Source organism: Streptomyces polyrhachis, assembly GCF_042663125.1.
Taxonomy (GTDB): domain Bacteria; phylum Actinomycetota; class Actinomycetes; order Streptomycetales; family Streptomycetaceae; genus Streptomyces; species Streptomyces polyrhachii.
In genome coordinates, this window is record NZ_JBHSZO010000037.1 from 34,302 (window position 1) to 55,566 (window position 21,265).

The 21,265-nt window shown below is 73.9% G+C and carries 20 protein-coding genes; 6 read left to right on the forward strand and 14 right to left on the reverse strand.

Annotated elements, in window-relative coordinates:
* Positions 1 to 14 precede the first annotated feature (14 nt).
* Entirely contained in the window at positions 15 to 353 is a 339-nt protein-coding gene (locus tag ACFQLX_RS20915; protein WP_386417378.1) for a DUF742 domain-containing protein, read from the reverse strand.
* 185 nt (positions 354 to 538) lie between these two features.
* Here ACFQLX_RS20915 and ACFQLX_RS20920 point away from each other — a divergent pair, with 185 nt between their 5' ends.
* A complete protein-coding gene (locus ACFQLX_RS20920) occupies positions 539 to 3,022 on the forward strand; it encodes an ATP-binding protein (RefSeq protein WP_386417380.1) in 2,484 nt (827 codons plus the stop codon).
* A gap of 1 nt (position 3,023) precedes the next feature.
* On the opposite strand, the gene ACFQLX_RS20925 is transcribed toward ACFQLX_RS20920, so the two are convergent.
* Positions 3,024 to 3,968 carry an SGNH/GDSL hydrolase family protein gene (locus ACFQLX_RS20925; RefSeq protein ID WP_386417382.1) on the reverse strand — a complete coding sequence of 315 codons (945 nt, stop codon included), beginning with the start codon at positions 3,966 to 3,968 and terminating at the stop codon, positions 3,024 to 3,026.
* A 221-nt stretch (positions 3,969 to 4,189) separates the two neighbouring features.
* On the opposite strand from ACFQLX_RS20925, the gene ACFQLX_RS20930 reads away from it, so the two are divergent.
* On the forward strand, positions 4,190 to 4,684 hold the full coding sequence (locus ACFQLX_RS20930; protein WP_386417384.1) for a DUF3145 domain-containing protein: 495 nt from the start codon (positions 4,190 to 4,192) through the stop codon (positions 4,682 to 4,684).
* Positions 4,685 to 4,775: 91 nt separating this feature from the next.
* On the opposite strand, the gene fabF is transcribed toward ACFQLX_RS20930, so the two are convergent.
* The 5 genes from fabF to ACFQLX_RS20955 form a co-directional block, all read right to left on the reverse strand.
* A complete protein-coding gene (gene fabF, locus ACFQLX_RS20935) occupies positions 4,776 to 6,044 on the reverse strand; it encodes a beta-ketoacyl-ACP synthase II (RefSeq protein ID WP_386417386.1) in 1,269 nt (422 codons plus the stop codon).
* Positions 6,045 to 6,161: 117 nt separating this feature from the next.
* Positions 6,162 to 6,410: an acyl carrier protein gene (locus tag ACFQLX_RS20940; protein WP_386417388.1), complete on the reverse strand. Its 249-nt coding sequence runs from the start codon at positions 6,408 to 6,410 to the stop codon at positions 6,162 to 6,164.
* Between the two features lie 52 nt (positions 6,411 to 6,462).
* The gene (locus tag ACFQLX_RS20945) at positions 6,463 to 7,497 is read right to left on the reverse strand and encodes a ketoacyl-ACP synthase III (protein ID WP_386417390.1); all 1,035 of its coding nucleotides are present in this window, start codon (positions 7,495 to 7,497) and stop codon (positions 6,463 to 6,465) included.
* 61 nt (positions 7,498 to 7,558) lie between these two features.
* Positions 7,559 to 8,527: an ACP S-malonyltransferase gene (locus ACFQLX_RS20950; protein WP_386417416.1), complete on the reverse strand. Its 969-nt coding sequence runs from the start codon at positions 8,525 to 8,527 to the stop codon at positions 7,559 to 7,561.
* 100 nt (positions 8,528 to 8,627) lie between these two features.
* On the reverse strand, positions 8,628 to 9,827 hold the full coding sequence (locus ACFQLX_RS20955) for a PucR family transcriptional regulator (RefSeq protein ID WP_386417391.1): 1,200 nt from the start codon (positions 9,825 to 9,827) through the stop codon (positions 8,628 to 8,630).
* A gap of 140 nt (positions 9,828 to 9,967) precedes the next feature.
* Here ACFQLX_RS20955 and ACFQLX_RS20960 point away from each other — a divergent pair, with 140 nt between their 5' ends.
* On the forward strand, positions 9,968 to 10,642 hold the full coding sequence (locus ACFQLX_RS20960; RefSeq protein ID WP_386417393.1) for a pirin family protein: 675 nt from the start codon (positions 9,968 to 9,970) through the stop codon (positions 10,640 to 10,642).
* Positions 10,643 to 10,682: 40 nt separating this feature from the next.
* Here ACFQLX_RS20960 and ACFQLX_RS20965 read toward each other — a convergent pair whose 3' ends face one another.
* A complete protein-coding gene (locus tag ACFQLX_RS20965; RefSeq protein WP_386417395.1) occupies positions 10,683 to 11,501 on the reverse strand; it encodes a serine hydrolase domain-containing protein in 819 nt (272 codons plus the stop codon).
* Between the two features lie 63 nt (positions 11,502 to 11,564).
* The gene (locus ACFQLX_RS20970; RefSeq protein WP_386417397.1) at positions 11,565 to 12,602 is read right to left on the reverse strand and encodes an NADP-dependent oxidoreductase; all 1,038 of its coding nucleotides are present in this window, start codon (positions 12,600 to 12,602) and stop codon (positions 11,565 to 11,567) included.
* Between the two features lie 131 nt (positions 12,603 to 12,733).
* Here ACFQLX_RS20970 and ACFQLX_RS20975 point away from each other — a divergent pair, with 131 nt between their 5' ends.
* Positions 12,734 to 14,818 (forward strand): SpoIIE family protein phosphatase, encoded by a 2,085-nt coding sequence (locus tag ACFQLX_RS20975; protein ID WP_386417399.1) that lies wholly within the window; start codon positions 12,734 to 12,736, stop codon positions 14,816 to 14,818.
* 10 nt (positions 14,819 to 14,828) lie between these two features.
* On the opposite strand, the gene ACFQLX_RS20980 is transcribed toward ACFQLX_RS20975, so the two are convergent.
* A complete protein-coding gene (locus ACFQLX_RS20980; RefSeq protein ID WP_386417401.1) occupies positions 14,829 to 16,073 on the reverse strand; it encodes a murein hydrolase activator EnvC family protein in 1,245 nt (414 codons plus the stop codon).
* Positions 16,074 to 16,178: 105 nt separating this feature from the next.
* Entirely contained in the window at positions 16,179 to 16,853 is a 675-nt protein-coding gene (locus ACFQLX_RS20985) for a TetR/AcrR family transcriptional regulator (RefSeq protein ID WP_386417403.1), read from the reverse strand.
* Between the two features lie 285 nt (positions 16,854 to 17,138).
* Here ACFQLX_RS20985 and ACFQLX_RS20990 point away from each other — a divergent pair, with 285 nt between their 5' ends.
* Both ACFQLX_RS20990 and ACFQLX_RS20995 read left to right on the forward strand, forming a co-directional pair.
* Positions 17,139 to 18,011: a DMT family transporter gene (locus tag ACFQLX_RS20990; protein ID WP_386417405.1), complete on the forward strand. Its 873-nt coding sequence runs from the start codon at positions 17,139 to 17,141 to the stop codon at positions 18,009 to 18,011.
* A 419-nt stretch (positions 18,012 to 18,430) separates the two neighbouring features.
* On the forward strand, positions 18,431 to 18,979 hold the full coding sequence (locus ACFQLX_RS20995) for an STAS domain-containing protein (RefSeq protein WP_386417407.1): 549 nt from the start codon (positions 18,431 to 18,433) through the stop codon (positions 18,977 to 18,979).
* On the opposite strand, the gene ACFQLX_RS21000 is transcribed toward ACFQLX_RS20995, so the two are convergent.
* From ACFQLX_RS21000 to ACFQLX_RS21010, 3 genes are all read right to left on the reverse strand, one after another.
* Complete coding sequence (locus ACFQLX_RS21000) at positions 18,885 to 19,706, reverse strand: collagen-like domain-containing protein (protein ID WP_386417409.1); 822 nt, start codon at positions 19,704 to 19,706, stop codon at positions 18,885 to 18,887. The genes ACFQLX_RS20995 and ACFQLX_RS21000 overlap by 95 nt on opposite strands.
* Entirely contained in the window at positions 19,703 to 19,975 is a 273-nt protein-coding gene (locus ACFQLX_RS21005; protein ID WP_386417411.1) for a hypothetical protein, read from the reverse strand. Before ACFQLX_RS21005 ends, ACFQLX_RS21000 begins: the two co-directional genes overlap by 4 nt.
* A gap of 203 nt (positions 19,976 to 20,178) precedes the next feature.
* Positions 20,179 to 21,265 (reverse strand): solute symporter family protein (locus ACFQLX_RS21010; RefSeq protein ID WP_386417413.1); only part of this gene is annotated, 1,087 nt, incomplete at its 5' end.

A 21,265-nucleotide genomic window follows, 5' to 3' on the forward strand; every position in this document is an offset into this window, starting at 1 on the left:
CCGGGGCCGGCGCGTCAGCAGTCGCGCAGGCGGATGATGATGCGCTCCAGTACGATCCGCGTCACCGGCGTCTCCTCCCGACGCAGATGCCCGGCGGCCAGCAGGTCGGCGCCCAGGACCCGGACGACGCCCACGGGGAGGTCGAGCCGCGCGGCGAGTTCGGCGACGCACGCGGGGGTGTGGCAGGAGGCGAGGATGCGCTGCTGTTCCGGCGTGAGGGCACCGTCACCGTACGGCTGCGGACCCGCGACCAGGAGCGCCTCCAGCGGCAGCGCACTGCGCGGACGGGTGCGCCCCTTGGTGAGTGCGTACGGCCGGACCAGGGGGTCGTGGAGAAGCTGTGGACTCGTCATGGCAGTCAGCCAAGCGGCGGTGCGCGGCCTCCGGCGAGCCTTCCGGCCAGGTCCGTTCGAATCCGGCGGAGTCCGGATGATGGGATGCCGGGCGCGCGTTGATCTCCGACGCAGTAACCTGCCGGTCTGGTCGCGGTGCACGGGGGTGGCGCGTGGAACGGCTCGATCGGCAACCTCCCACTTCGGTGGGCGAGTTCATCAGAGGGCTGCGTGCGGTGCGGCTGCGCGCGGGCGAGCCCTCCCTCGGTGAGCTGGGGCGACGGACCTCGATACCGGCGAGCACCCTCTCCGACGCCCTCAACACCGGGCGCCGCCGGCTGCCGTCGCTGGAGCTCGTACGGGCGCTGCTGCACGGCTGCGGGGCCGAACCGGCCGAGTTGGCCTGGTTCGAACGAGCCTGGTACGGGCTCAAGCAGCAGCAGGATCACGGCGCCGCCCCGCCACGGGAGACCGCGCCCCCCGAGCGGGGTGCCCCGCGCCAACTGCCGCCCCTGCACGGCTTCTCCGGCCGGGCCGACTACCTGGCCGAGCTCGACACCGCCGTTCCCTCCATCACCGTGATCACCGGCACGGTCGGGGTGGGCAAGACCGCGTTGGCGGTGCACTGGGCGCAGCAGCGGGCCGAGTCGTTCCCGGACGGCCAGCTCTTCGTCGACCTGCACGGGCACGCGGTGGCACCGGCGCTGGACCCCCGGCGGGCGCTCTCGCTGCTGCTGCAGTCGCTCGGGGTGGCGGGCGAGAGCGTCCCCGTCGACCTGGAGGTGCAGACCGGGCTGCTGCGCTCGCTGATGACGGGGCGCCGGATGCTGCTCGTCCTGGACAACGCCCGCGACGCGGAGCAGGTACGGCCGCTGCTGCCCGGCACATCGAGCTGCCACGTGCTGGTCACCAGCCGCAACACCCTGGGGGGTCTGGCCGTCCGTGAGGGTGCGCGCCAGGTGCACCTCGGCGAGCTCTCCGAGGCCGAGGCCCTGGACCTGCTGGCCGGCCGATTGGGCGCGGAGCGGGTCGCCGCGGAGCCGGAGGCGGCCCGCGAACTGGTGCGGCTGTGCGCCTGCCTGCCGCTGGCCCTGCGGATCGCCGCGGCCAACCTCGTCGGCCATCCCGACCAGCCACTGGCGGACTTCGCCGCCCAGTTGCACGGCGTCAACCGGTTGGCCCGCCTCCAGGTCGTCGATGATCCGGACGCGGCGGTGGCGGGTGCCTTCGACCTGTCGTACGCGGTGCTCTCCCCGGAGGCGAAGCGGGCGTTCCGGCTGATCGGTCTGATGCCGGGCCCGGAGATCTCAGCGCCTGCCATCGCCGTACTGGCCGGGCTGTCCCCGCACGAGCCGGTCCCGGCCCTGGACAGTCTCGCCGCGGCCAACCTCCTGGAACCCGGCGGCACGGGACGCTTCCGCTGCCACGACCTGGTGCGGCTGTACGCGGGCCGGTGCGCGCGGCACGAGCTGCCGGCGGTCGAGCGGGAGGCGGCGGTGGGGCGGCTGCAGTCGTGGTACCTGCTGACGGCGGACGCGGTGGCGGAGCTGCACAATCCGACGATGCTGCGGCTGCCCCGCACCGAGTGCCAACTGGTCGGCACGGCATCGGAGTTCGCCTCCACCGTCGACGCGGTGTCCTGGCTGGACCGGGAGCTGCCCAATCTGGTCGCGTTGATCGAGCATGCCGCGACGGCGGGTCCGCGCTGGCTGTCGTGGCATCTGGTGGACGCGCTGCGCGCCTCGTTCTACGTCAGCCGCCAGGACATGGAGTGGCTGGCGTGCGCCCAGTCGGCGCTGGAGGCGGCGCAGGCGGAAGGCGATCTGCTGGGCATCGCCGCCACCTGCAACACGATGGGGATCGCGGCGTCCTCGCGGGGTGAACTGGCGCTGTCGGAGGTCCGCTTCCAGCGTGCGGCCGAATGCTTCGAGCGGGTGGGCTTCCAGGCGGGCATCTCCTCCGCGCTGAACAACCTCGGGGATGTCCTGCACCATGCGGGACAGCTGCGTCGCGCGGTCGACTTCATCGAGCGCTCACTCTCTCTGGAAGTGAACAGGTCCAATCAGTCGACCCACCTGAGCAACCTGGCCGCCATCCACACCGCGCTCGGGCAGCCGCAGAAGGGACTGGGGTACGGTCTGCGGGCCGTCGCGGCGGCGGAGCAGATGCGTGCCGGTGCCGCGTTGAGCTACTCCCTGAGCGACGTCGCCCATGTGCTGTGCCGGCTGGGGCGGGCCGACGAGTCCCTCGGCTACCTGGACAGGGCACTGACGGTCGCGCGGGAGAACAGCGCCAGCAAGTGCGAGTTGAGCGCCCTCGCCGGCCTCGCCCTCGCGTACAGCATTCTCGGACGGCACGACGAAGCCGTACTGCATGCGCGCAGAGTGCTGTCGCTGGCGCCCGGCCCCGAGTCCATGGGGATGGACCCGCAGCACCAGTCCTGCGCGATCGAGGCGCTGGTGGCCGCGGGGCACTTCGACGAGGCCCTCGCTCAGGCCGCCTCGCTGCTGGTGTTCTACGACCCCTCCGAGAACGCGCTGACCCGCGCGCGCCTGCACCTCCTCGCGGGCAACGCCCTCGCCGCCCGCGACGGCCGCGAGGCGGCGCTGGAGCACTGGCGGTCCGCACGGGAGGCGTACGCACACACCGACGCCCCCGAGGCCGAAGCCCTGGACCCGCTCCTGGGCTGAGCTACCCGCCGCCCCCCAGCCGCTCGTACGCCAGCGCCGCCAGGGACGCCTGGCCCTTCTCGCTGGGGTGGAAGTAGTCCCAGCTGCTGAGGTGCGCGGAGGTGAAGTCGAAGGCGAAGGCCGCGCCGTCGTCGTAGCGGCAGCGCGGGTGCTTCGCGCACTGTGTGCGCAGTACCTCGTTGTACGCCCGTACGCGCTCCGTCACCCGGGCGCGGCGGTCGACCGCCTCCGCCGCCTGGGAGTCCGGCGCCCGCAGCATCGACGGGCAGATGCCCAGCCCCCAGATCTGGCGGGCGTTCTCGCTGCCGCGGCCGACCTCCCACAGGCGCTCCAGGTTCGGCACGCTGGAGACGTAGACCCGGGCGGCCGGCGCCCCGCGCTCCAGCTTCGCCAGCGCGGCGGCGAAGTCCCGGCGGTAGGCGTCGACCGGTGTCATCGCCTCCGGCGTCGCGCGGCAGGCGTCGTTCGCGCCCATCATGATGGTCACCAGTTCCGGGCGGCGCGCGAGGGCCTGCTCCGTCTGGGCGTCCAGATCGGCCATCCGGGCGCCCGTACGGGCGAAATTCCAGGTGCGGTCGGCGGGCGTCCGCAGCCGCGCCGCCAGGCTCCGCACGCCCTGGTCCGTACCGGTCGCCCAGGAGGCCGCGGGGCAGTCGGCGAGCGCCCCGCAGGCGTCGAAGGCGCGCGTGATGGAGTCGCCGAGCGCGGCGATCGAGCGCGGGGCGCCGGGGGGCGGGGCGGGCGCGGCGGAGTCGGGGGTACGGGGCGGGGGCGCCGCCGACCTGGGCGGGGAGGAGGGCGAAGTCCCCGCTGCCGAACCGGAGTTGCCCCCGCCCGTCGAGCAACCCGCCAGCGTCAGGGCAAGCACCGCGCCCAGTGCCGCGCCCGCCCCGCGTCCCGTCCGGCTCCGCAGCCGCATCCGCATCCCTGTGCCCTTTCGCGCCAACGGGGTCTCCTCCGAACGGACGTCGGCCCCCTCCCGTACCGACGGTACGTCACCCGCGGGTGCGCCGGGCACGGTAGTTTTTTCCCAGCATTCGGGGCACCCCCACACAAGCGGTGACGTGGAGTCACATCGTGTCCGCTTTGCGGGAATCGCCCTCCGGAGGTGTTTACTCTAGGCAACCCCCTGGGAGCTGCGGCCGTCTTCTCGAATCGGAGGTCCAGGTGACGACACGTGGAGTGCTCTACGTCCACTCGGCGCCGCGCGCGCTGTGCCCGCACGTCGAATGGGCCGTCGCCGGCGTCCTCGGCGGCCGGGTGAGTCTCGACTGGATCCGCCAGCCCGCCTCGCCGGGCACCTGGCGTGCGGAGTTCTCCTGGCAGGGCGAGCCGGGCACGGCGTCCAAGCTGGCCTCCGCGCTGCGCGGTTGGCATCTGCTGCGCTTCGAGGTCACCGCCGAGCCCTGCGCCCAGGTCGAGGGCGAGCGCTTCAGCTCCACGCCCGAGCTGGGCATCTTCCACGCGGTCACGGGTGTGCACGGCGACATCCTGATCCCCGAGGACCGGCTGCGGGCGGCGATGGTCCGCTCCTCGCGCGGGGAGTCGGAGCTGGAGGCGGAGATCGCCAAGCTGCTGGGCAAGCCCTGGGACGACGAGCTGGAGCCCTTCCGCTACGCCGGGGAGGGCGCGCCGGTGCGCTGGCTGCACCAGGTGGTCTGAGCAACTCCGGTTCGGGTCACGCCCGTTGGTACGTGGCAAGAGGCGCCCGGTGGACCCGGGCGCCTCTTGCCACGTACGCGACGATCCGACCTCAGATCGTCCTGAACGCCAGCACCACGTTGTGGCCGCCGAAGCCGAACGAGTTGTTCAGCGCGGCGATGCGGCCCTCCGGCAGGGGCCGCGGGGAGGTGGAGACGAGCTTGGGGTCGACCTCGTCGTCCAGGTTCTCGACGTTGATCGTCGGCGGTGCGACCCGGTGCTTCAGCGCCAGCACCGTAGCGACCGTCTCCACGCCGCCCGCGCCGCCCAGGAGGTGGCCGGTCATCGACTTCGTACCGGAGACCGCGATGTGGTCCAGGTCCTCGCCCAGCACCCGGCGCAGCGCCTTGATCTCCGCCACGTCGCCCTGCGGGGTGGAGGTGGCGTGCGCGTTGACGTGCACGACCTCCTCCGGCCTCAGGTCGCTGCCGGCGAAGAGGTGCTCCAGCGCCGCCGCGACACCGCGGCCGGTGGGCTCGGGCTGCGCGATGTGGTGGCTGTCGGCGGAGAGGCCCTGGCCGACGGCCTCGCAGTAGACGGTGGCGCCGCGCGCCGCCGCGTGCTCGGCGGACTCCAGGACGATCACGCCGGCGCCCTCGCCCAGGACGAAGCCGTCGCGGGCCTTGTCGTAGGGGCGGGAGGCCCGGGTGGGCTCGTCGTTGTTCTTGGACATCGCCATCATGTTGGCGAAGGCGGCGATGGGCAGCGGGTGGATCGCCGCCTCCGTACCGCCGGCGACGACGACGTCGGCGCGGCCGGTGCGGATCATCTCGATGGCGTAGCCGATGGCCTCCGCGCCCGAGGCGCAGGCGGAGACGGGGGTGTGGACGCCCGCCCGGGCGTTCACCTCCAGACCGACGTTCGCCGAGGGGGAGTTGGGCATCAGCATCGGCACGGTGTGCGGGGAGACGCGGCGTACGCCCTGCTCGCGCAGAACGTCGTACTGGCCGAGCAGGGTGGTCACGCCGCCGATGCCGGAGGCGATGACCGCGCCCAGGCGCTCGGGGGCGACCGCGGCGTCGCCGGTCTCGCCCGCCTTGCCGGTGAAGCCGGCGTCGGCCCACGCCTCGCGGGCCGCGATCAGCGCGAACTGCGCGGAGCGGTCCAGCTTGCGGGCCTGGGGGCGCGGGATGACCTCGGTGGGCTCCACCGCGATCTGCCCGGCGATGCGCACCGGCAGCTCGGCGGCCCACTCCTGCTCCAGGGCGGTGATGCCGGAGCGGCCGGCCAGCAGGGCCTCCCAGGTGGCGGCGCTGTCGCCGCCCAGCGGTGTGGTCGCGCCGATACCGGTGACGACCACGGTGCGATCGGTCGCGTTCACGGATGTCTCTCCAGGTGTCGGGGGAAGGTGCGGCGCCACCGCGGGGCGGTGGCGCGGCGGACGGGTGCGGGCGCCCCGGCCCGCCCCACCGGGGGCGGGGCCGGGGGCCGTACCGCGTCAGCCCTGGTGCGTGAGGATGTACTCGGTGGCGTCGCCGACCGTCTTGAGGTTCTTGACGTCCTCGTCGGGGATCTTGACGTCGAAGCGTTCCTCGGCGGCGACGACGACCTCGACCATGGACAGCGAGTCGACGTCCAGGTCGTCGGTGAAGGACTTGTCCAGCTGGACGTCCTCGACCGGGATACCGGCGATCTCGTTGACGATCTCGGCGAGACCGGTGACGATCTCTTCCTGCGTGGCGGCCATGTGGCGCTCCTTCTGCTTCTCTGCGGTTTCTCTACGGTGAGCCCGGGTGGGCTCAGGGGAGGGTAACGACCGTCGCGGCGTAGACGAGTCCCGCCCCGAAGCCGATGACGAGAGCGAGGTCCCCGCTCTTCGCCTGCCCGGTCGCCAGGAGCCGCTCCATCGCGAGCGGGATCGAGGCGGCCGAGGTGTTGCCCGTGGTCTCGATGTCGCGGGCGACCGTGACATGCTCCGGCAGTTTCAGAGTCTTCACCATCGAGTCGATGATCCGCATGTTCGCCTGGTGCGGAATGAAGACGTCCAACTCTTCTGCGGTAATCCCGGCGGCCCGCAGGGCCTCCTGGGCGACCTTCGCCATCTCGAAGACCGCCCAGCGGAAGACCGTCTGGCCCTCCTGGGTGAGGGCGGGGAAGCGCACCTCGCCGTCCGCGCCGAGGGGCAGCTGCGCCACGTCCCCGACCCGGTAGCGGTCCCAGCCCACCGTCTGGGTGATGACGCCGGCCTTGTCGCCCTCGGAGCCCCAGACCGTGGGGCCGATGCCGGGCTCCTCGGCGGGGCCGACGATGACCGCGCCGGCGCCGTCGCCGAAGAGGAAGGCGGTGGCGCGGTCGGTCTTGTCGGTGAGGTCGGAGAGCCGCTCCACGCCGACGACCAGCACGTGGGTGGCGCTGCCCTCGACGACCAGGCTCTTGGCCAGGGTGAGGCCGTAGCCGAAGCCCGCGCAGCCGGCGGAGATGTCGAAGGCGGCCGGCTTGCCCGCGCCGATGCGGTGGGCGATCTCGGTGGCGACGGCCGGGGTCTGGTGGAAGTGCGAGACGGTGGAGATGATCACCGCGTCGATGTCCTCGGCGGCGATGCCCGCGTCGGCGAGGGCCTTGCCGGCCGCCGCGACGGACATCTCGGCGACGGTCTCGTCCTCACCGGCCCAGTGCCGGGTGGCGATGCCCGAGCGGGAGCGGATCCACTCGTCGGAGGAGTCGATGTACGTCAGGATCTCCTCGTTGGGCACCACGCGGGTCGGGCGGTAGCCGCCGACGCCGAGGATGCGCGCGTACGGGGAGCCCTTGCCGGGCTTGATCTTCGCGCTCATGCGCACCTCTCCATGGGTCGCTTCGGGTCCCGGGTCCCGGCGGGTTCCGGTCGTACGGGCCTCACCGCGCCGCCCGTGGGGCGGCCGCCGCGACGGCCTCGCGGGCCGCGTCGAGGTCGGCGGGGGTCTTCAGCGCCACGGTGGTCAGCGGCGCGACGCCGCGCAGGGCGCGCTTGGCCAGGCCGGTCAGGGTGCCGCCGGGGAGCAGCTCCACCATGGTCAACCCGCCGCCCTCGCCCGCGAGTTCGACGAAGGTGTCCATGCAGCTGTCCCAGCGCACCGGGTTGGCGACCTGGCCGACGAGGCGGTCGACGACCTCCTGGCCGGAGGTGGTGACTCGGCCGTCGCGGTTGGAGACGTAGGGCGCCACCGGGTCGCCGGGGGTGAGCGCGCCGACCTCGGCGGCCAGCGCGGCCACCGCGGGCTCCATGTGCGCGGTGTGGAAGGCGCCGGCCACCTGCAGGGGGATGACGCGGGCCTTGTCCGGCTTGTCCTCGGCCAGTGCGGCGAGCTGCTCGGCCGTACCGGCGGCGACGATCTGGCCGCCGCCGTTGATGTTGGCGGGGGTGAGGCCCAGGCCCTTCAGGTGGGCCACGACGGCCTCGGGGTCGCCGCCCAGGACGGCGGACATGCCCGTCTCGGTGACCGCGGCGGCCCGCGCCATCGCCAGGCCGCGGGCGCGGACCAGGGCGAGGGCCTCCTCGGGGGTCAGCACGCCGGTGAGCGCGGCGGCCGTCAGCTCGCCCACGCTGTGGCCGGCGACGGCGCCGGCCCGCTCCCGTACGGCTGCCACGGGGTCGTCCCCGAGCAGCGCGTGGGCGGCGGCCAGTGCGGCCGCGACCAGCAGCGGCTGCGCCACGGCGGTGTCGCGGATCTCCTCCGCGCCGGCCGTCGTGCCGTAGCGCACCAGGTCGATGCCGGCCGCGTCGGACCAGGCGGTCAGGCGGTCGGCGAGACCGGGCAGGTCGAGCCAGGGGGTCAGGAAGCCGGGCGTCTGGGCGCCCTGGCCGGGAGCAACGAGTACGAGCACCCTCACACCTTCTCCTGCGCGGGCCCTGCGGCGCCCGTGGGGACGGGGACGAAGAACCCGGGGGCGGCTTGTTGGTTTCCCACAAAACCCTGTGCTCGGCCTACGACGAGGGCTCGGCCTCGGCCAGTCGGCCCAGGATCAGCGCGATCCGCAGGGTGAACGCCGAACGCACATCCGACGGCGACCAGCCCGTGACGTCCGTCACACGTCGCAGCCGGTAGCGGACGGTGTTGGGATGGACGAAGAGCATCCGCGCGGCGCCCTCCAGGGAGCTGGCCTGCTCCAGATAGACGCTGAGCGTCTCCAGCAGCGCCGAACCCGCCTCCTCCAGCGGTCTGTAGATCTCCTCCACCAACTGCTCGCGCGCGGCCGGGTCTCCCGCGATGGCCCGCTCGGGCAGCAGATCGTCCGCCAGTACGGGCCGGGGCGCGTCCTGCCAGGCGGCGCACGCCTTGAGGCCGGCGGTGGCGGCCTGCGCGGAGCGGGTGGCGGCGAGCAGGTCGCCGACGACGGGGCCGGCGACGACGGGGCCGCGGGCGAAGGGGCCGATGAGGGACTTGGCGGCCTTGAGCGGATCGGCGCTGCCGCCGGTGATGACGACCAGCCGGTCGCCCAGCACGCCGGTGAGGACCTGCAGTTTCGCGTGCCGGGCGGCGCGGCGGATGGCCTCGACGGTCAGCTCGCTGTCGCCCTCGGGGGCGGTGCCCAGCACCACGCAGACGTGCTCGGGGCTGCTCCAGCCCAGGGCGGCGGCCCGCGAGAGCGCGCCCTCGTCGGCCTCGCCGGAGAGCACCGCGTTGACCACCAGGGACTCCAGGCGCGCGTCCCAGGCGCCGCGTGCCTCGGCGGCCTGGGCGTAGACCTGGGCGGTGGCGAAGGCGATCTCCCGGGCGTAGACGAGCAGGGCCTCGCGCAGTACGCCCTCGTCGCCGGGGGCGGCCACGCCGTCGATGGCCGTCTCCATGACCTCGATGGTCGTACGGACCATCTCCACGGTCTGGCGCAGGGTGACCGCGCGGGTCAGCTCGCGCGGCGCGGTGCCGAAGACGTCGGTGCTGATGGCCTGCGGGGTCTCGGGGTGGCGGAACCACTCGGTGAAGGCCGCGATGCCGGCCTGGGCCACCAGCCCGATCCACGAGCGGTGCTCGGGCGGCATCGCCCGGTACCAGGGCAGCTGCTCGTCCATCCGCGCGATGGCCGCGGCGGCCAGCTCGCCGGAGGCCTTCTCCAGACGCTTGAGGGTGGCCGCGTGGCTGTCGTCGCCGCGGAGGGCATGCAGGGGGGGTTCGGCTTCGGGCACGTGTCCAAGGGTAGGGCCGTTCGGGATGTGCGCGGGTTTCGGGTGGGGGGAGCCGGTTATTCCGGGGTGCGCGGTTTGTGCGGGCGTGAATCCTGCGGGGTTCGCGCCGGGTGGGGGCGTGCGCGGCGTACCGTGACTTCGTGATTCAGGTGCGGCGGGGCGAGGGTCGGTATCGGGGCGGGGACGGGGCCGAGGGGGTCGAGTCGCTGCACGCGTTCTCCTTCTCGGGCTTCTACGACCCCTCCAACGTGCGTTTCGGGGCGCTGGTCGCCGCCAACGAGGAGCGGCTGAAGGGCGGTTCGGGCTTCGCGGAGCACCAGCACCGCGACATGGAGATCGTCACCTGGGTGATCGAGGGCGAGCTGACCCACCGCGACTCGCGGGGCAACCGCCAGACCGTGCGCCCCGGGGACGTGCAGCACCTGAGCGCGGGCAAGGGCGTGCGGCACGTCGAGCGCAACGACTCCAGCGGGCCGCTGCGCTTCGTGCAGATGTGGCTGATGCCCCGCAAGCCCGGCGGGCGGTCCTCGTACGAACTGGTGCGCGGCATCGCGGACGGCACCCCGCTGGCGGTGGAGCGCGCGGGCGCGATGCTGCACGTGCGGCGCCTGGTGGACGGCGAGCGCACCGCGCTGCCGGACGCCCCGTGGGTGTACGTGCACGTGGTGCGCGGCGCGGTGCTCCTCGCCGGCGAGGAGGTCCGCGCGGGCGACGCGGCGCGCATCGCCGGCTCGGAGGGGCTGGAGCTGACCGCCGCGGGGGCGGCGGAGGTGCTGGTGTGGGAGATGAACGCGGCGGGGCCGGAGTTCGGCTAGGACCTGCGCCCCACGGGCCCCGGCCCGCCCCGAAGTGCGCTCAGCGCGCCCGCAGTTCGGCCAGCACCGCGTCCGTGAAGGGCGGCCAGGCCTGCGCCGACCACTCGCCGAAGGGGCGGTCGGTGAGGACGACGCAGGCGGCGCCCGCCTCGGGGTCGACCCACAGGAAGGTGCCCGCCTGGCCGAAGTGGCCGAAGGTGCGCGGGGAGGAGGAAGTCCCTGTCCAGTGCGGGGACTTGCCGCCGCGGATCTCCAGGCCCAGGCCCCAGTCGTTGGGGCTCTGGTGGCCGTAGCCCGGCAGGACGCCCTTCAGGCCGGGGCGCACGACCGAGGTCGCCTCGGCGTGCAGCTGCGGGGAGATCAGCCGCGGGGCCTGCAACTCGGCGGCGAAGCGCGTGAGATCGGCGGCCGTGGAGCGGCCGTCCTTGGCCGCCGAGCCCTCCAGCGTGGTGGCCGTCATCCCGAGGGGGACGAGGACCGCCTCGCGCAGGTACTCGGCGAAGGGGATGTCGGTCGCCTTCACCAGGTGCTCCGCGAGGGTCTCGAAGCCCTCGTTGGAGTACAGCCGGCGGTTGCCGGGCGCCGCGAAGACGCGGTCCTCGTCGAAGCCGAGGCCGGAGGTGTGCGCGAGCAGGTCCCGTACCGTCGAGCCCTCGGGGCCGGCCGGCTCCTCCAGCTCGATCGCGCCCTCCTCCACCGCCACCAGCGCCGCGTAGGCGACCAGCGGCTTGGTGACGGAGGCCAGGTGGAAGCGGTGGCCTTGGGGGCCGCGGGTGCCCGCGAGCGTCCCGTCGGCCCGTACGACGGCCGCCGCCGCGGTGGGCACGGGCCAGGAGTCGATCATCCGCAGACTGTCCATGCTCCGAGGTTAACGGCCCGCCCGGGACGGGCCGCGGGCGGGCGTGCGTCGTGGCGACCGGCCTCAGAGCTGGACGATCATCTTGCCGATGTTGTCGCCGCGCAGCATGCCCAGGAAGGCGTCCACCGCGCTGTCGATGCCCTCGGCGATCGTCTCGCTGTACGCCAGCTCGCCGGAGCGGATCCAGCCGCCCACCTCGCGCAGGAACTGCGGCTGCAGCTCGGCGTGGTCGCTGACCAGCATGCCCTGCAGGCGCAGCCGCTTGCCGATGACCTGGGCGAGGTTGCTCGGGCCCGGCTCCGGTCCGGTGGCGTTGTACTGGGCGATCATGCCGCAGATGGCGGCGCGGCCGTGGACGCGCAGGGCGCTGATCGCGGCCTCCAGGTGCTCGCCGCCGACGTTGTCGAAGTAGACGTCGATGCCCTCGGGGGCGGCGGCCTTCAGCTGGCCGTACACGTCGCCGTTCTTGTAGTTGAACGCCGCGTCGAAGCCGTAGTCCTCGACCAGGATGCGCACCTTCTCGTCGGAGCCCGCGCTGCCGACGACCCGGGAGGCGCCCTTGAGCTTGGCGATCTGGCCGACCTGGCTGCCGACCGCGCCCGCCGCGCCGGAGACGAAGACCGCGTCGCCGGGCTGGAAGCCGGCCACCTCCAGCAGGCCCGCGTAGGCGGTCAGGCCGGGCATGCCGAGCACCCCGAGGTACGCCGGCAGGGGCGCCGCCTCGGGGTCGACCTTGGCCGCGCGGGCGCCGGGCAGGGTGGCGTACTCGCGCCAGCCCAGGCCGTGCAGGACGTGGTCGCCGGGCTGGAAGTCCTCGTTCTGGGAGGCGACGACCACGCCGACCGCGCCGCCGTCCATGGGCTCGTCGAGCTGGAAGGGCGGGACGTAGGACTTCACGTCGTTCATCCGCCCGCGCATGTACGGGTCCACGGAGAGGTACTCGTTGCGGACCAGGATCTCCCCGGGCTCGGGCGCGCGCACCGGCGAGGCGAGCAGGGCGAAGTCCCCGGGCACCGGCCAGCCCTCGGGGCGGGCCTTCAGCTGCCATTCGCGGGACAGCTCGGGGGTCTGCGGGGAGGTGGCTGCGGTTGAGTCGCTCATGGTGCCAATGTCTCATCACCGCCCACCGGGCGCTCGGGCAGCCCCGGCCCGGCCCCGGCCGCTTCCGCAGCGGCGCCCGCGGCGGTCCCGCACAAGCTGCGGAACGCCCCCGCAGGCCACACAGTGGACAGGTGAGCGACCCGGCCCGCCCCGCCCCGCCCGCGCCGTCCGCCCGGCGGCCGGACCCGGGCGAGGCCATGGCGCTGAACCGGATGGGCGCCTTCGAGTGGGACCTGTCCACCGGGCAGATAGCGATGGACGACAACGCCCTGGCCGTCTTCGAGATGACCCCCGAGGAGTACGGCGGCGACCCGCGCTCCCTGAACGCGCGGGTGCCGGCCGCCGAGGTGTACCGGCTGGACACCCTCATCTCGCAGGCGCTCAACGACGGCTCCTCCCACTACGGCGCCTACTTCCGCACCCGCCGCCCGGACGGCACCCTGCGCTGGACGCACACCCAGGGCGCGATCCAGCGCGACGGGGCGGGCCGGGCGCTGCGGATCGTCGGCGTCCTGCGGGACGCCACGCTGGAGCTGACCTACTCCGCCGTGCGGCTGGCGCTGGACCGGGAGCGGGCGCGCCAGACCTCCATCGTGGAGTCGACCACGGCGGCGCTGGCGCACGCGCGCACCGTCGGCGAGGTCGTGGACGTACTCGACGGTCCCGAGGGCCTCAAGCGGCTCGGCGCGGGCAACGTCATCCTGGGGCTGGTGGAGAGCGGCCACATCTCGCTGGTCGCGGAGGGGCAGGCGGGCAGCTACGCGGCGGGCACGGAGTTCACCCGCGTCTCCGACCCCTTCCCGATGAGCGAGGTGGTCCGCACGATGCGGCCGCTGTTCGTCCTGTCGCGCAGGGAGTTCCGGCGGCGCTATCCGCGGCTGTGGCCGTACATCGAGCCGCGCGACATCGACTCGGCCGCCTACCTGCCGCTGATCGCGCAGGGCCGCGTGATCGGGGCGATCGCGCTCTTCTACAAGGGGAAGTCCGTCTTCACGCCCGAGGAGCGCAACCTGCTCATCGCGCTGGGCAGCAGCATCGCGCAGAGCCTGCAGCGGGCGATGCTCTTCGACCAGGAGCACCACCTCGCCGAGGACCTGCAGCGGGCGATGCTGCCGCGCACCATCCCCGAACTGGCCGGCGCCCAGGTCGCGGTGCGCTACCGCCCGGCCGGCAGCGGGCGCGACATCGGCGGCGACTGGTACGACGTGATCCCGCTGCCGGGCGGCCGGGTGGCGGTGGTGATCGGCGACGTGCAGGGGCACGACACCGAAGCGGCGGCGGTGATGGGGCAGTTGCGCATCGTGCTGCGCGCCTACGCCACCGAGGGGCACTCGCCGGTGACGGTGATGGCGCGGGCCTCGGAGTTCCTCCACGAGCTGGACACCGACCGCTTCGCCACCTGCGTCTACGCCGAAGTGGACCTGGATTCAGGGGCGTTGCGGGTGGTACGGGCCGGACACGTGGACCCGCTGGTACGCGCGGCGGACGGCACCGCGCGCTGGCTGTCGGTGCCCGGCGGGCTGCCGCTGGGGCTCTCGGCGGAGTTCGGGCAGCTGGAGTACCCGGTGACGCGGCTGGGGCTCGACCCCGGCGAGACGGTGCTGCTGTGCACGGACGGGCTGCTGGAGCGGCCGGGGTCCGGACTGGAGGAGGGGATGCGGGAGTTGGCCGAGCGGGTCGCCTCGGGGCCGGCGGAGCTGGGCGCGCTGGCGGACTCGCTGCTGGACCTGGTGGAGACGCGCGGGGGCGATGACGACATGGCGCTGCTCGCGCTGCGCCGCGGCGGCTCCCCCGCCGTCGGGGACACCGGCGGGCGGCTCACCCAGCACGTCAACCCGGCCGACCCGGAGGGCCTCTCGGCCGCCCGGCACATGATCCGGGCCGCGGTACGGGCCTGGGGCGCCGGGGACCGATCGGACGAGGTGGAGCTGGTCGCCGACGAGCTGGTCACCAACGCGCTGCTGCACACCGACGGCCCGGCGGTCGTCACGGCGCGGACGCTGCGGGCCGCCGGCGCCGGCCCCGCCGGGGTGCGGCGCCACCGCGTCCGGATCGAGGTCGCGGACGCCTCCAGCGCGATGCCCCGGCGCCGTGAGCCGGGCGAGTCGGGGGTGTCGGGCCGGGGGCTGCTGCTGGTCGACCGGCTCGCGGACGTCTGGGGGGTCGAGCCGCGGGGCGACGGAAAGGTGGTGTGGTGCGAGTTCGCGCTGGGGTGAGCGCGGGCGGCTACGGGGTGACTCCTTTCGCCTTCAGCCACGGCTCGGGGTCGATGCCCGAGCCGAAGAGCGGGGTGGCGCGGACCTCGAAGTGCAGGTGCGGGCCGGTGGAGTTGCCGGTGGTGCCCGCCTTGCCGAGGTGCTGGCCGGGGAAGACCCGCTGGCCGGGCCGGACGTCGAGCTCGGAGAGGTGGGCGTAGAAGGTGTAGTAGCCGTCGTCGTGCTGGACGGTCACCGAGTTGCCGAAGGCGCCGTCGCAGCCCAGTTCGTAGACCGTGCCGAAGCCGACGCTGCGCACCGGCCGGCCCTCGGGAACAGCGAAGTCCAGGCCGGTGTGGAGGCTGCCCCAGTGCTCGCCGGCCTGGGCGAAGCGCGAGGTGAGCTGGTAGCCGGTGACCGGGGCGCGCCAGCGCCGGGCCACGAAGGGCTTGCCGTCGGCCGCGTCCTCCGCGCCGTTCATGCTGAAGGGGACGGCGGACTGCCACGCCACGCACTCGCTGCCGCGCTTGCTGCCCGCACCGCCCGTGCTGTCCGTGCTGTCCGCGCTGTCCGCGCCGCCCGCGGCGGGTTTGTCCGAGGTCCGCGCGCGGGCCTGCGCGGCGGCCCGGGCGCGCTCCTGGGCCGCCAGCCGGTCGCGCAGCTTGGCCAGCTTGTCCTGCGCGCGCAGCAGCTTGCTCTCCAGCGTGCGCTTCGCCTGCCGCTGTACGTACAGCTCGTGGTCCAGCTCCAGCTTCGCCCGCCCGGCGCGCGCCTTCTCCGCCCGCAGCCCCTCCTCGGCCCGCTGGGTGCGCTCCAGCAGCTGTCCGGCGGCGCGCTCGCCCCTGCCGGCGAGGTAGAGGCGGTCCATGAAGTCGCCGGGGTCGTCGGACAGCATGAACTGGGTGGTGGGGTCGAACGCCGCGTCCCCGCCGTTGCGGTACTGCAGGGCGGCCATCCGCCCGAGGCTGCCCCGCAGGGCGGTGACCCGGCGCTGCTGGTCGCGGACCTGGCCGGCCAGCCGCTCGATCCTCGTCTGCTGGTGGCGCACGGCGCGCCGGGCGGCCTCGTACTGCTGGGTGATGCGCCCGGCGTCCGCGAAGAGGCGGTCGACCTCGCTCTTCGCCGCCTTCAGGCTGTTCTTGCCGTCGTCGCCGGCGCGCGGGAGGCCGGTCTGCGGGGTGCCTGGTCGCGGGGCCGCCTGTGCCGCGACGGCCGGTACCGACACGGCGAGGCAGAGCACGGTCGCCACTCCCGTTTGTGTGATAAATCGTCGCATGGGGTGATCGTCACGCGACACGGCCGCCGGGCGGCGCGGACACTCCGCGCGGCGGTGTATGTACGCTCGTCCGGCGGATCGGTCGCGGTTGCGGCGCTGGCCAGGCTACCGATCGCGGGCGCCGGACTGCGGCACGGGCGCGGTCAGCAGGGCGCGCAGGCCGTCGCGCAGGAGGTCGCTGGTGACGTCGCCGAAGACGGCCTGCTGGACGAGGAAGCCCTGGCAGGCGGCCATGAGCGTACGGGCGACGGCGACGGCCGGGATGTCGGGGGGCAGCACGCCGGCGGACTGGTAGGCGGCGATCAGCCCGGCCCACGCCTCGCGCATCCGCCCGTAGCCGCTGGTCATGGCCCGGCGCAGCGGCTCGTCGCGGATGCACTCGCCCCAGACCTGCAGGATGAGCTGCGGGAACGTCCGCCCGTCGAGCGGGTCCGCGCATCCGCCCGTTCCGCCGGCCCCGTCCGCCCCGCACGACCCCTCCTCGTGCAGCGCGGCGGCCAGCACGCTCGCCAGTACGTCCTCCAGCGGCCGGAGCGGGGCCTCGTGCACCGCGTCCTCGAAGGCGCCGCGCAGCCGTTCGAACGCCTCCTCCGCGACGGCCGCGATGATCTCGTTCTTGCCCGGGAAGTAGCGGTAGACCGCACCGGCGGACAGGCCGCTCTCCTTGAGGATGTCCTGCATCGAGGTGGCGTGGAAGCCGCCCCGCGTGAAGGCGCGGCGAGCGCCGTCGAGGATCTGCCGGCGCCGGGCGTCGAGGTGCTGCTGGGATACGCGTGCCATGGGCGGCACGTTAGAACGAACGGTCGTTCTTGACAAGGAGGCGGAGCCGGGAGGACAGTGTTCCCGACGCTAAAACGAACGATCCTTCTCTCTTGGATGCCCCGGAGTGGCACCGGACGGCCCGCGGCGATGAGTTTCCCGGGCAGTGCGGGTCAGCACAGGCGGCAGACAAGGAAGTCGGGTCTCCGACAGCCGTCGAGGACAGCAACTGTCCTAGTTGGCTTCTAACTTGAGAAGTACAGAGGGAGCCGATCCCCTCCCCTCCGCAGAGGAAGAAGAACCGTCATGTACGCAGCACTCCTCCTGGCGCTCGCCTCCTCGGTCGCGTACGCGGGCGGGGCCGTTCTGCAGGAGCGGATCGCCGGCCGCGCCTCGGCCGCGCAGGCGCTGCGGCAGGGCGGCTGGTGGGTGGCGGTCGGGCTCAACGTCGCCGCCGCGCTGCTGCACGTGGTCGCCCTGCGCTACGGGCCGCTGACGATCGTCCAGCCGCTCGGCGCCCTGACGCTGGTGCTCGCCCTGCCGCTGCAGGCGGCGGTGACCGGGCGCCGGGTGGGCGCCGTGCAGTGGCGGGGCGCGGCGCTGACGATGGCGGGGCTGGCCGGGATCGTGCTGCTCACCCGCTCGGACGGCACGCCGCAGGCGCTGGGTACGGGCCAGGTCGCCGCGGTGGCCGCGGTCGCCGCCCTGGCGGTGGCGGTGCTCGCGGGGGCGGCGCGGGCCCGTATCGGCGCCACGGTGCGCAGCCTGTGCCTGGCCGCCGCCTCGGGTGTGGCCTTCGGGGTGGCGTCGGTGCTCTCGCAGACGGTGGCGGTGCGCCCGGAGTGGGGCGCGGGGACGCTGCTGGCCGCGCTCGCGGTGGTGGCGTTCTCCCCCGCGGGCCTGATGCTGGCGCAGGCCGGCTACGGCAACGGCGTGGGCGCCCCGCTGGCCGTCTCCAACCTGGTCAACCCGGCGATCGCCGCGGCGATCGGCCTCGCGCTGCTGGGCGAGCGCGTCCAGGCGGGCGTGCTGGGCGCGGCCCTGGCGCTGGTGGCGGCGGCGGTCGCGGCGCGCGGCGTCCTGCTGCTGACGCGCCGCGAGCCCGCCCCCGCCTGGACGCGGCTGCGCACGCTGAGCCGCGGTGGGGACCGCCCGCAGGGGTACGTACTGACGCGCTGAGCGGTGTGCCCGCCAGCAGGGCCGGCCGGCCCGCGCGGTGGGAGCCGGGCGGCGGCCGCGCATAGGTACCGGGGTGGGGTGGGCCGGTGCGGTCCGGGCGGGTGCGGCGGGAGCGCGAAGGAGCGGGGCGGCATCTCCGGCACGCTGCGGTTTGGCGGGAAGAAGGGTGCTCGTTGCCGGTAAGACGGTAACGTCAAGGATGCCCTGGGGTGTTCACCCCATCGGGCGAAATACCTTGGTTGCGGAGGGGTCAACTCTTGCCAGGGCTCGGGGATGGGCCATTACGGTGAGCGGTGATCGCATCGCCGCCCTTGACCACGACGGCCCGCGGTCGGTTGCCTGTTGCCCTACGCATTGCCAAGGCGCCAATCCGTCAAGCCGCCAAGTCAGGCCGTTCGCATGCCGCGAGGGGGACCGTCGTGCAAGCTGAGGCCCCGCAGAGCCACGCCGGGGAGTCGTCGCTCCCCACGCGGACGTGGCATGCCCGCAGCTATCTCTTAGAGGGCTTCTCGGTCCTAGAGCTGCACGGGGAGATAGACATCGCCGCGCTGGCGGAGGCCGAGCCCCAGGTGGACGCGCTCACCAGCGCGCCGGCCCCCCGGCTGGTGGTCGACCTGACGCCGGCGGACTTCTTCGACTGCTCCGGGCTGCGGCTGCTGTGCCGCGCCTACCGCCGGGTCGCCGAGCGCGAGGGGACGCTGCGGCTGGTCTGCGGGCCGGGGCGCGCGCTGCGGGTGCTGCGGGCCGCCGAGTTGACGCGGGTGTTCCGGCCGGTGGGGACGCTGGAGGAGGCGCTCGCGGACTCCCCGGCCGTCGGCGCCGATCTGCGCGCCGCGCGGGCCGCCGGCATTCCCCGTCCCCAGTCGGGTCCTGCTACGGCCGGTCCCACTGCGGCCGGTCCGACCACGCCCGGTCCCGCCACCGCCGCAGGCGGGCCGTCCAGCGACGCGGGAGGGGCAGGAGCATGAAGCCCGCGCTCGCCGCCGGCGCCTCGGGCGCGGGGGCGCCGCGGCGGCAGACCAGCGCGTCGGCGTCGTAGGCGGGGGCCTGCAGCGCGTAGCCCTCGGGGCAGGCGGGGCCGGGGTCGCCCCTCTCCCCCTGCGGGCCGGTGGGGCCTTCCGGTCCCTGCGGGCCGGTCGGGCCCTGCTCGCCGGAGGCCCCGGGCTCCCCCGGCGCGCCCGCCGCCCCGTCCGCGCCCGGCGCTCCGGGGGCGCCGTCGATGCCGTTCGCACCGTCGATTCCGTCCGCTCCAGCAGCGCCGTCCGCTCCGTCGGCACCCGGAGCGCCGTCCGCGCCCGGGGTGCCCTGTTCTCCTCCAGGTCCCCGGACGCCTGCCGGTCCGCGCGGGCCGATCGAGCCGTCGGCCCCCTCCTCGCCCGGTTTGCCGTCGCTCCCGGCGGCGCCGACCGGCACCCGTACCCGCGCCATCAGCCCTTCGACGGCCTGCGAGGGGTCGGGGGCGGCGGGGGTCTCCCCGGTGCGGGAGACCTGCGCGCGCAGGGCGCGTACGTCGTCGGCGAGGGTGACCAGCGCCCGGCCGCGGCGGTCGGCCTCCGCGGTCATCCGCTCCGCGCGCCGGTCGCCCGCGTCGATCCGGGCCCACAGCACGGCCGCCACCCCGCACAGGGCGACCAGTACGCAGGCCAGGAACACCGAGCGCCAGCGCCGGGCCAGCAGCCGTTCCACCTTGCTCACGAGACGCCTCCCCGGTGGTCGCTGCTGTGCCGAAGCCGTGCGATCTCGCTCTTGTCCTCGACCTGCTGGGTGCGCAACTCGATGACCTGCGCGCCCAGTTCGGCGACCTGCCGCTCCAGGCGGTCGCGCTCGGTCTGGAGGCGCTCGGTGAGGCTGGAGTAGCCGGCGACCACGTTCTCGCCGCGTTTGCCGAAGTACGCCACCAGCGCGGCGCCCAGCATCCCGAAGCAGGCCAGCACCGAGCCGGTCAGGGTGACGGTGGCGTCCAAGCGGCTGCCTCCTCCGGCGCGATCCGTACGCGGGAAGAACGAGGCTGGAGTGACGGGAGTGACGGGGTGGTTCCACAACAACTCACCCTGTTTTGTGTCGAAAGCGTCAGGGGCGGGGGCTGCGTGGGGGGCGTAAGGGACTCGAAGCGTACGGGGGCGGGGGCAAGCCCAGCTGGGCCTGCCCCCGCCCCCGTACGACTTCGTCAGTGCGCGCCCGCTCCCGTCAGTGAACGGACCTCCAGCTCCGCGTACTTGGCGCCGTCGGGGTCCTCGTCCTTGGTGAGGACCGAGCCGAGGTAGCCGAAGAGGAAGCCCGCCGGGATCGAGATGATGCCGGGGTTCTTCAGCGGGAACCAGTGGAAGTCGGCGTCCGGGAACATCGCGTTGGGGTCGCCGGAGACCACCTTGGAGAAGAGCACCAGCACCACCGCGGTGGTCAGTCCGCCGTAGATGGACCAGAGGGCGCCGTTGGTGTTGAAGCGCCGCCAGAAGAGGCTGTAGAGGAGCGTCGGCAGGTTGGCGGAGGCCGCGACCGCGAAGGCCAGGGCGACCAGTCCGGCCACGTTGAGGTTGCCGGCGAAGACGCCCAGCAGGATGGCCACCGCGCCGATGGCGACGGCGGAGAGGCGGGCCGCGCCGACCTCCTCGCCCTCGGTGGCCTGCCCCTTGCGGATGACGTTGGCGTAGATGTCGTGGGCGAAGGAGGAGGACGAGGCCAGGGTCAGGCCCGCGACGACGGCCAGGATGGTGGCGAAGGCGACGGCGGAGATCACCGCGAGCAGGATCGCGCCGCCCGCCGAGTCCTCGCCGCCGCCGACTTCGAAGGCGAGGAGTGGCGCGGCGGTGTTGCCGGCCTTGTTGGAGGAGATGATGTCGGTGCGGTCGATCAGGGCGGCGGCGCCGAAGCCCAGCGCGATGGTCATCAGGTAGAAGCCGCCGATGATGCCGATCGCCCAGAGCACGGACTTGCGGGCCGTGCGGGCGGTGGGGACCGTGTAGAAGCGGATGAGGATGTGCGGCAGTCCGGCGGTGCCCAGCACCAGGGCGATGCCCAGGGAGATGAAGTCGATCTTCGTGGTGGTGTTGAGGCCGTACTGCAGGCCGCCGGAGAGGAACTGCCCGGCGTCCACGCCGCCTTCGCCCTGGGAGGCGTTGTCGGCGGCGGCGCCCAGCAGGTCGGAGATGTTGAAGTCGAACTTGTTGAGCACCAGGAAGGTGATCAGCAGGGTGCCGCTGATCAGCAGCACGGCCTTGACGATCTGCACCCAGGTGGTGCCCTTCATGCCGCCG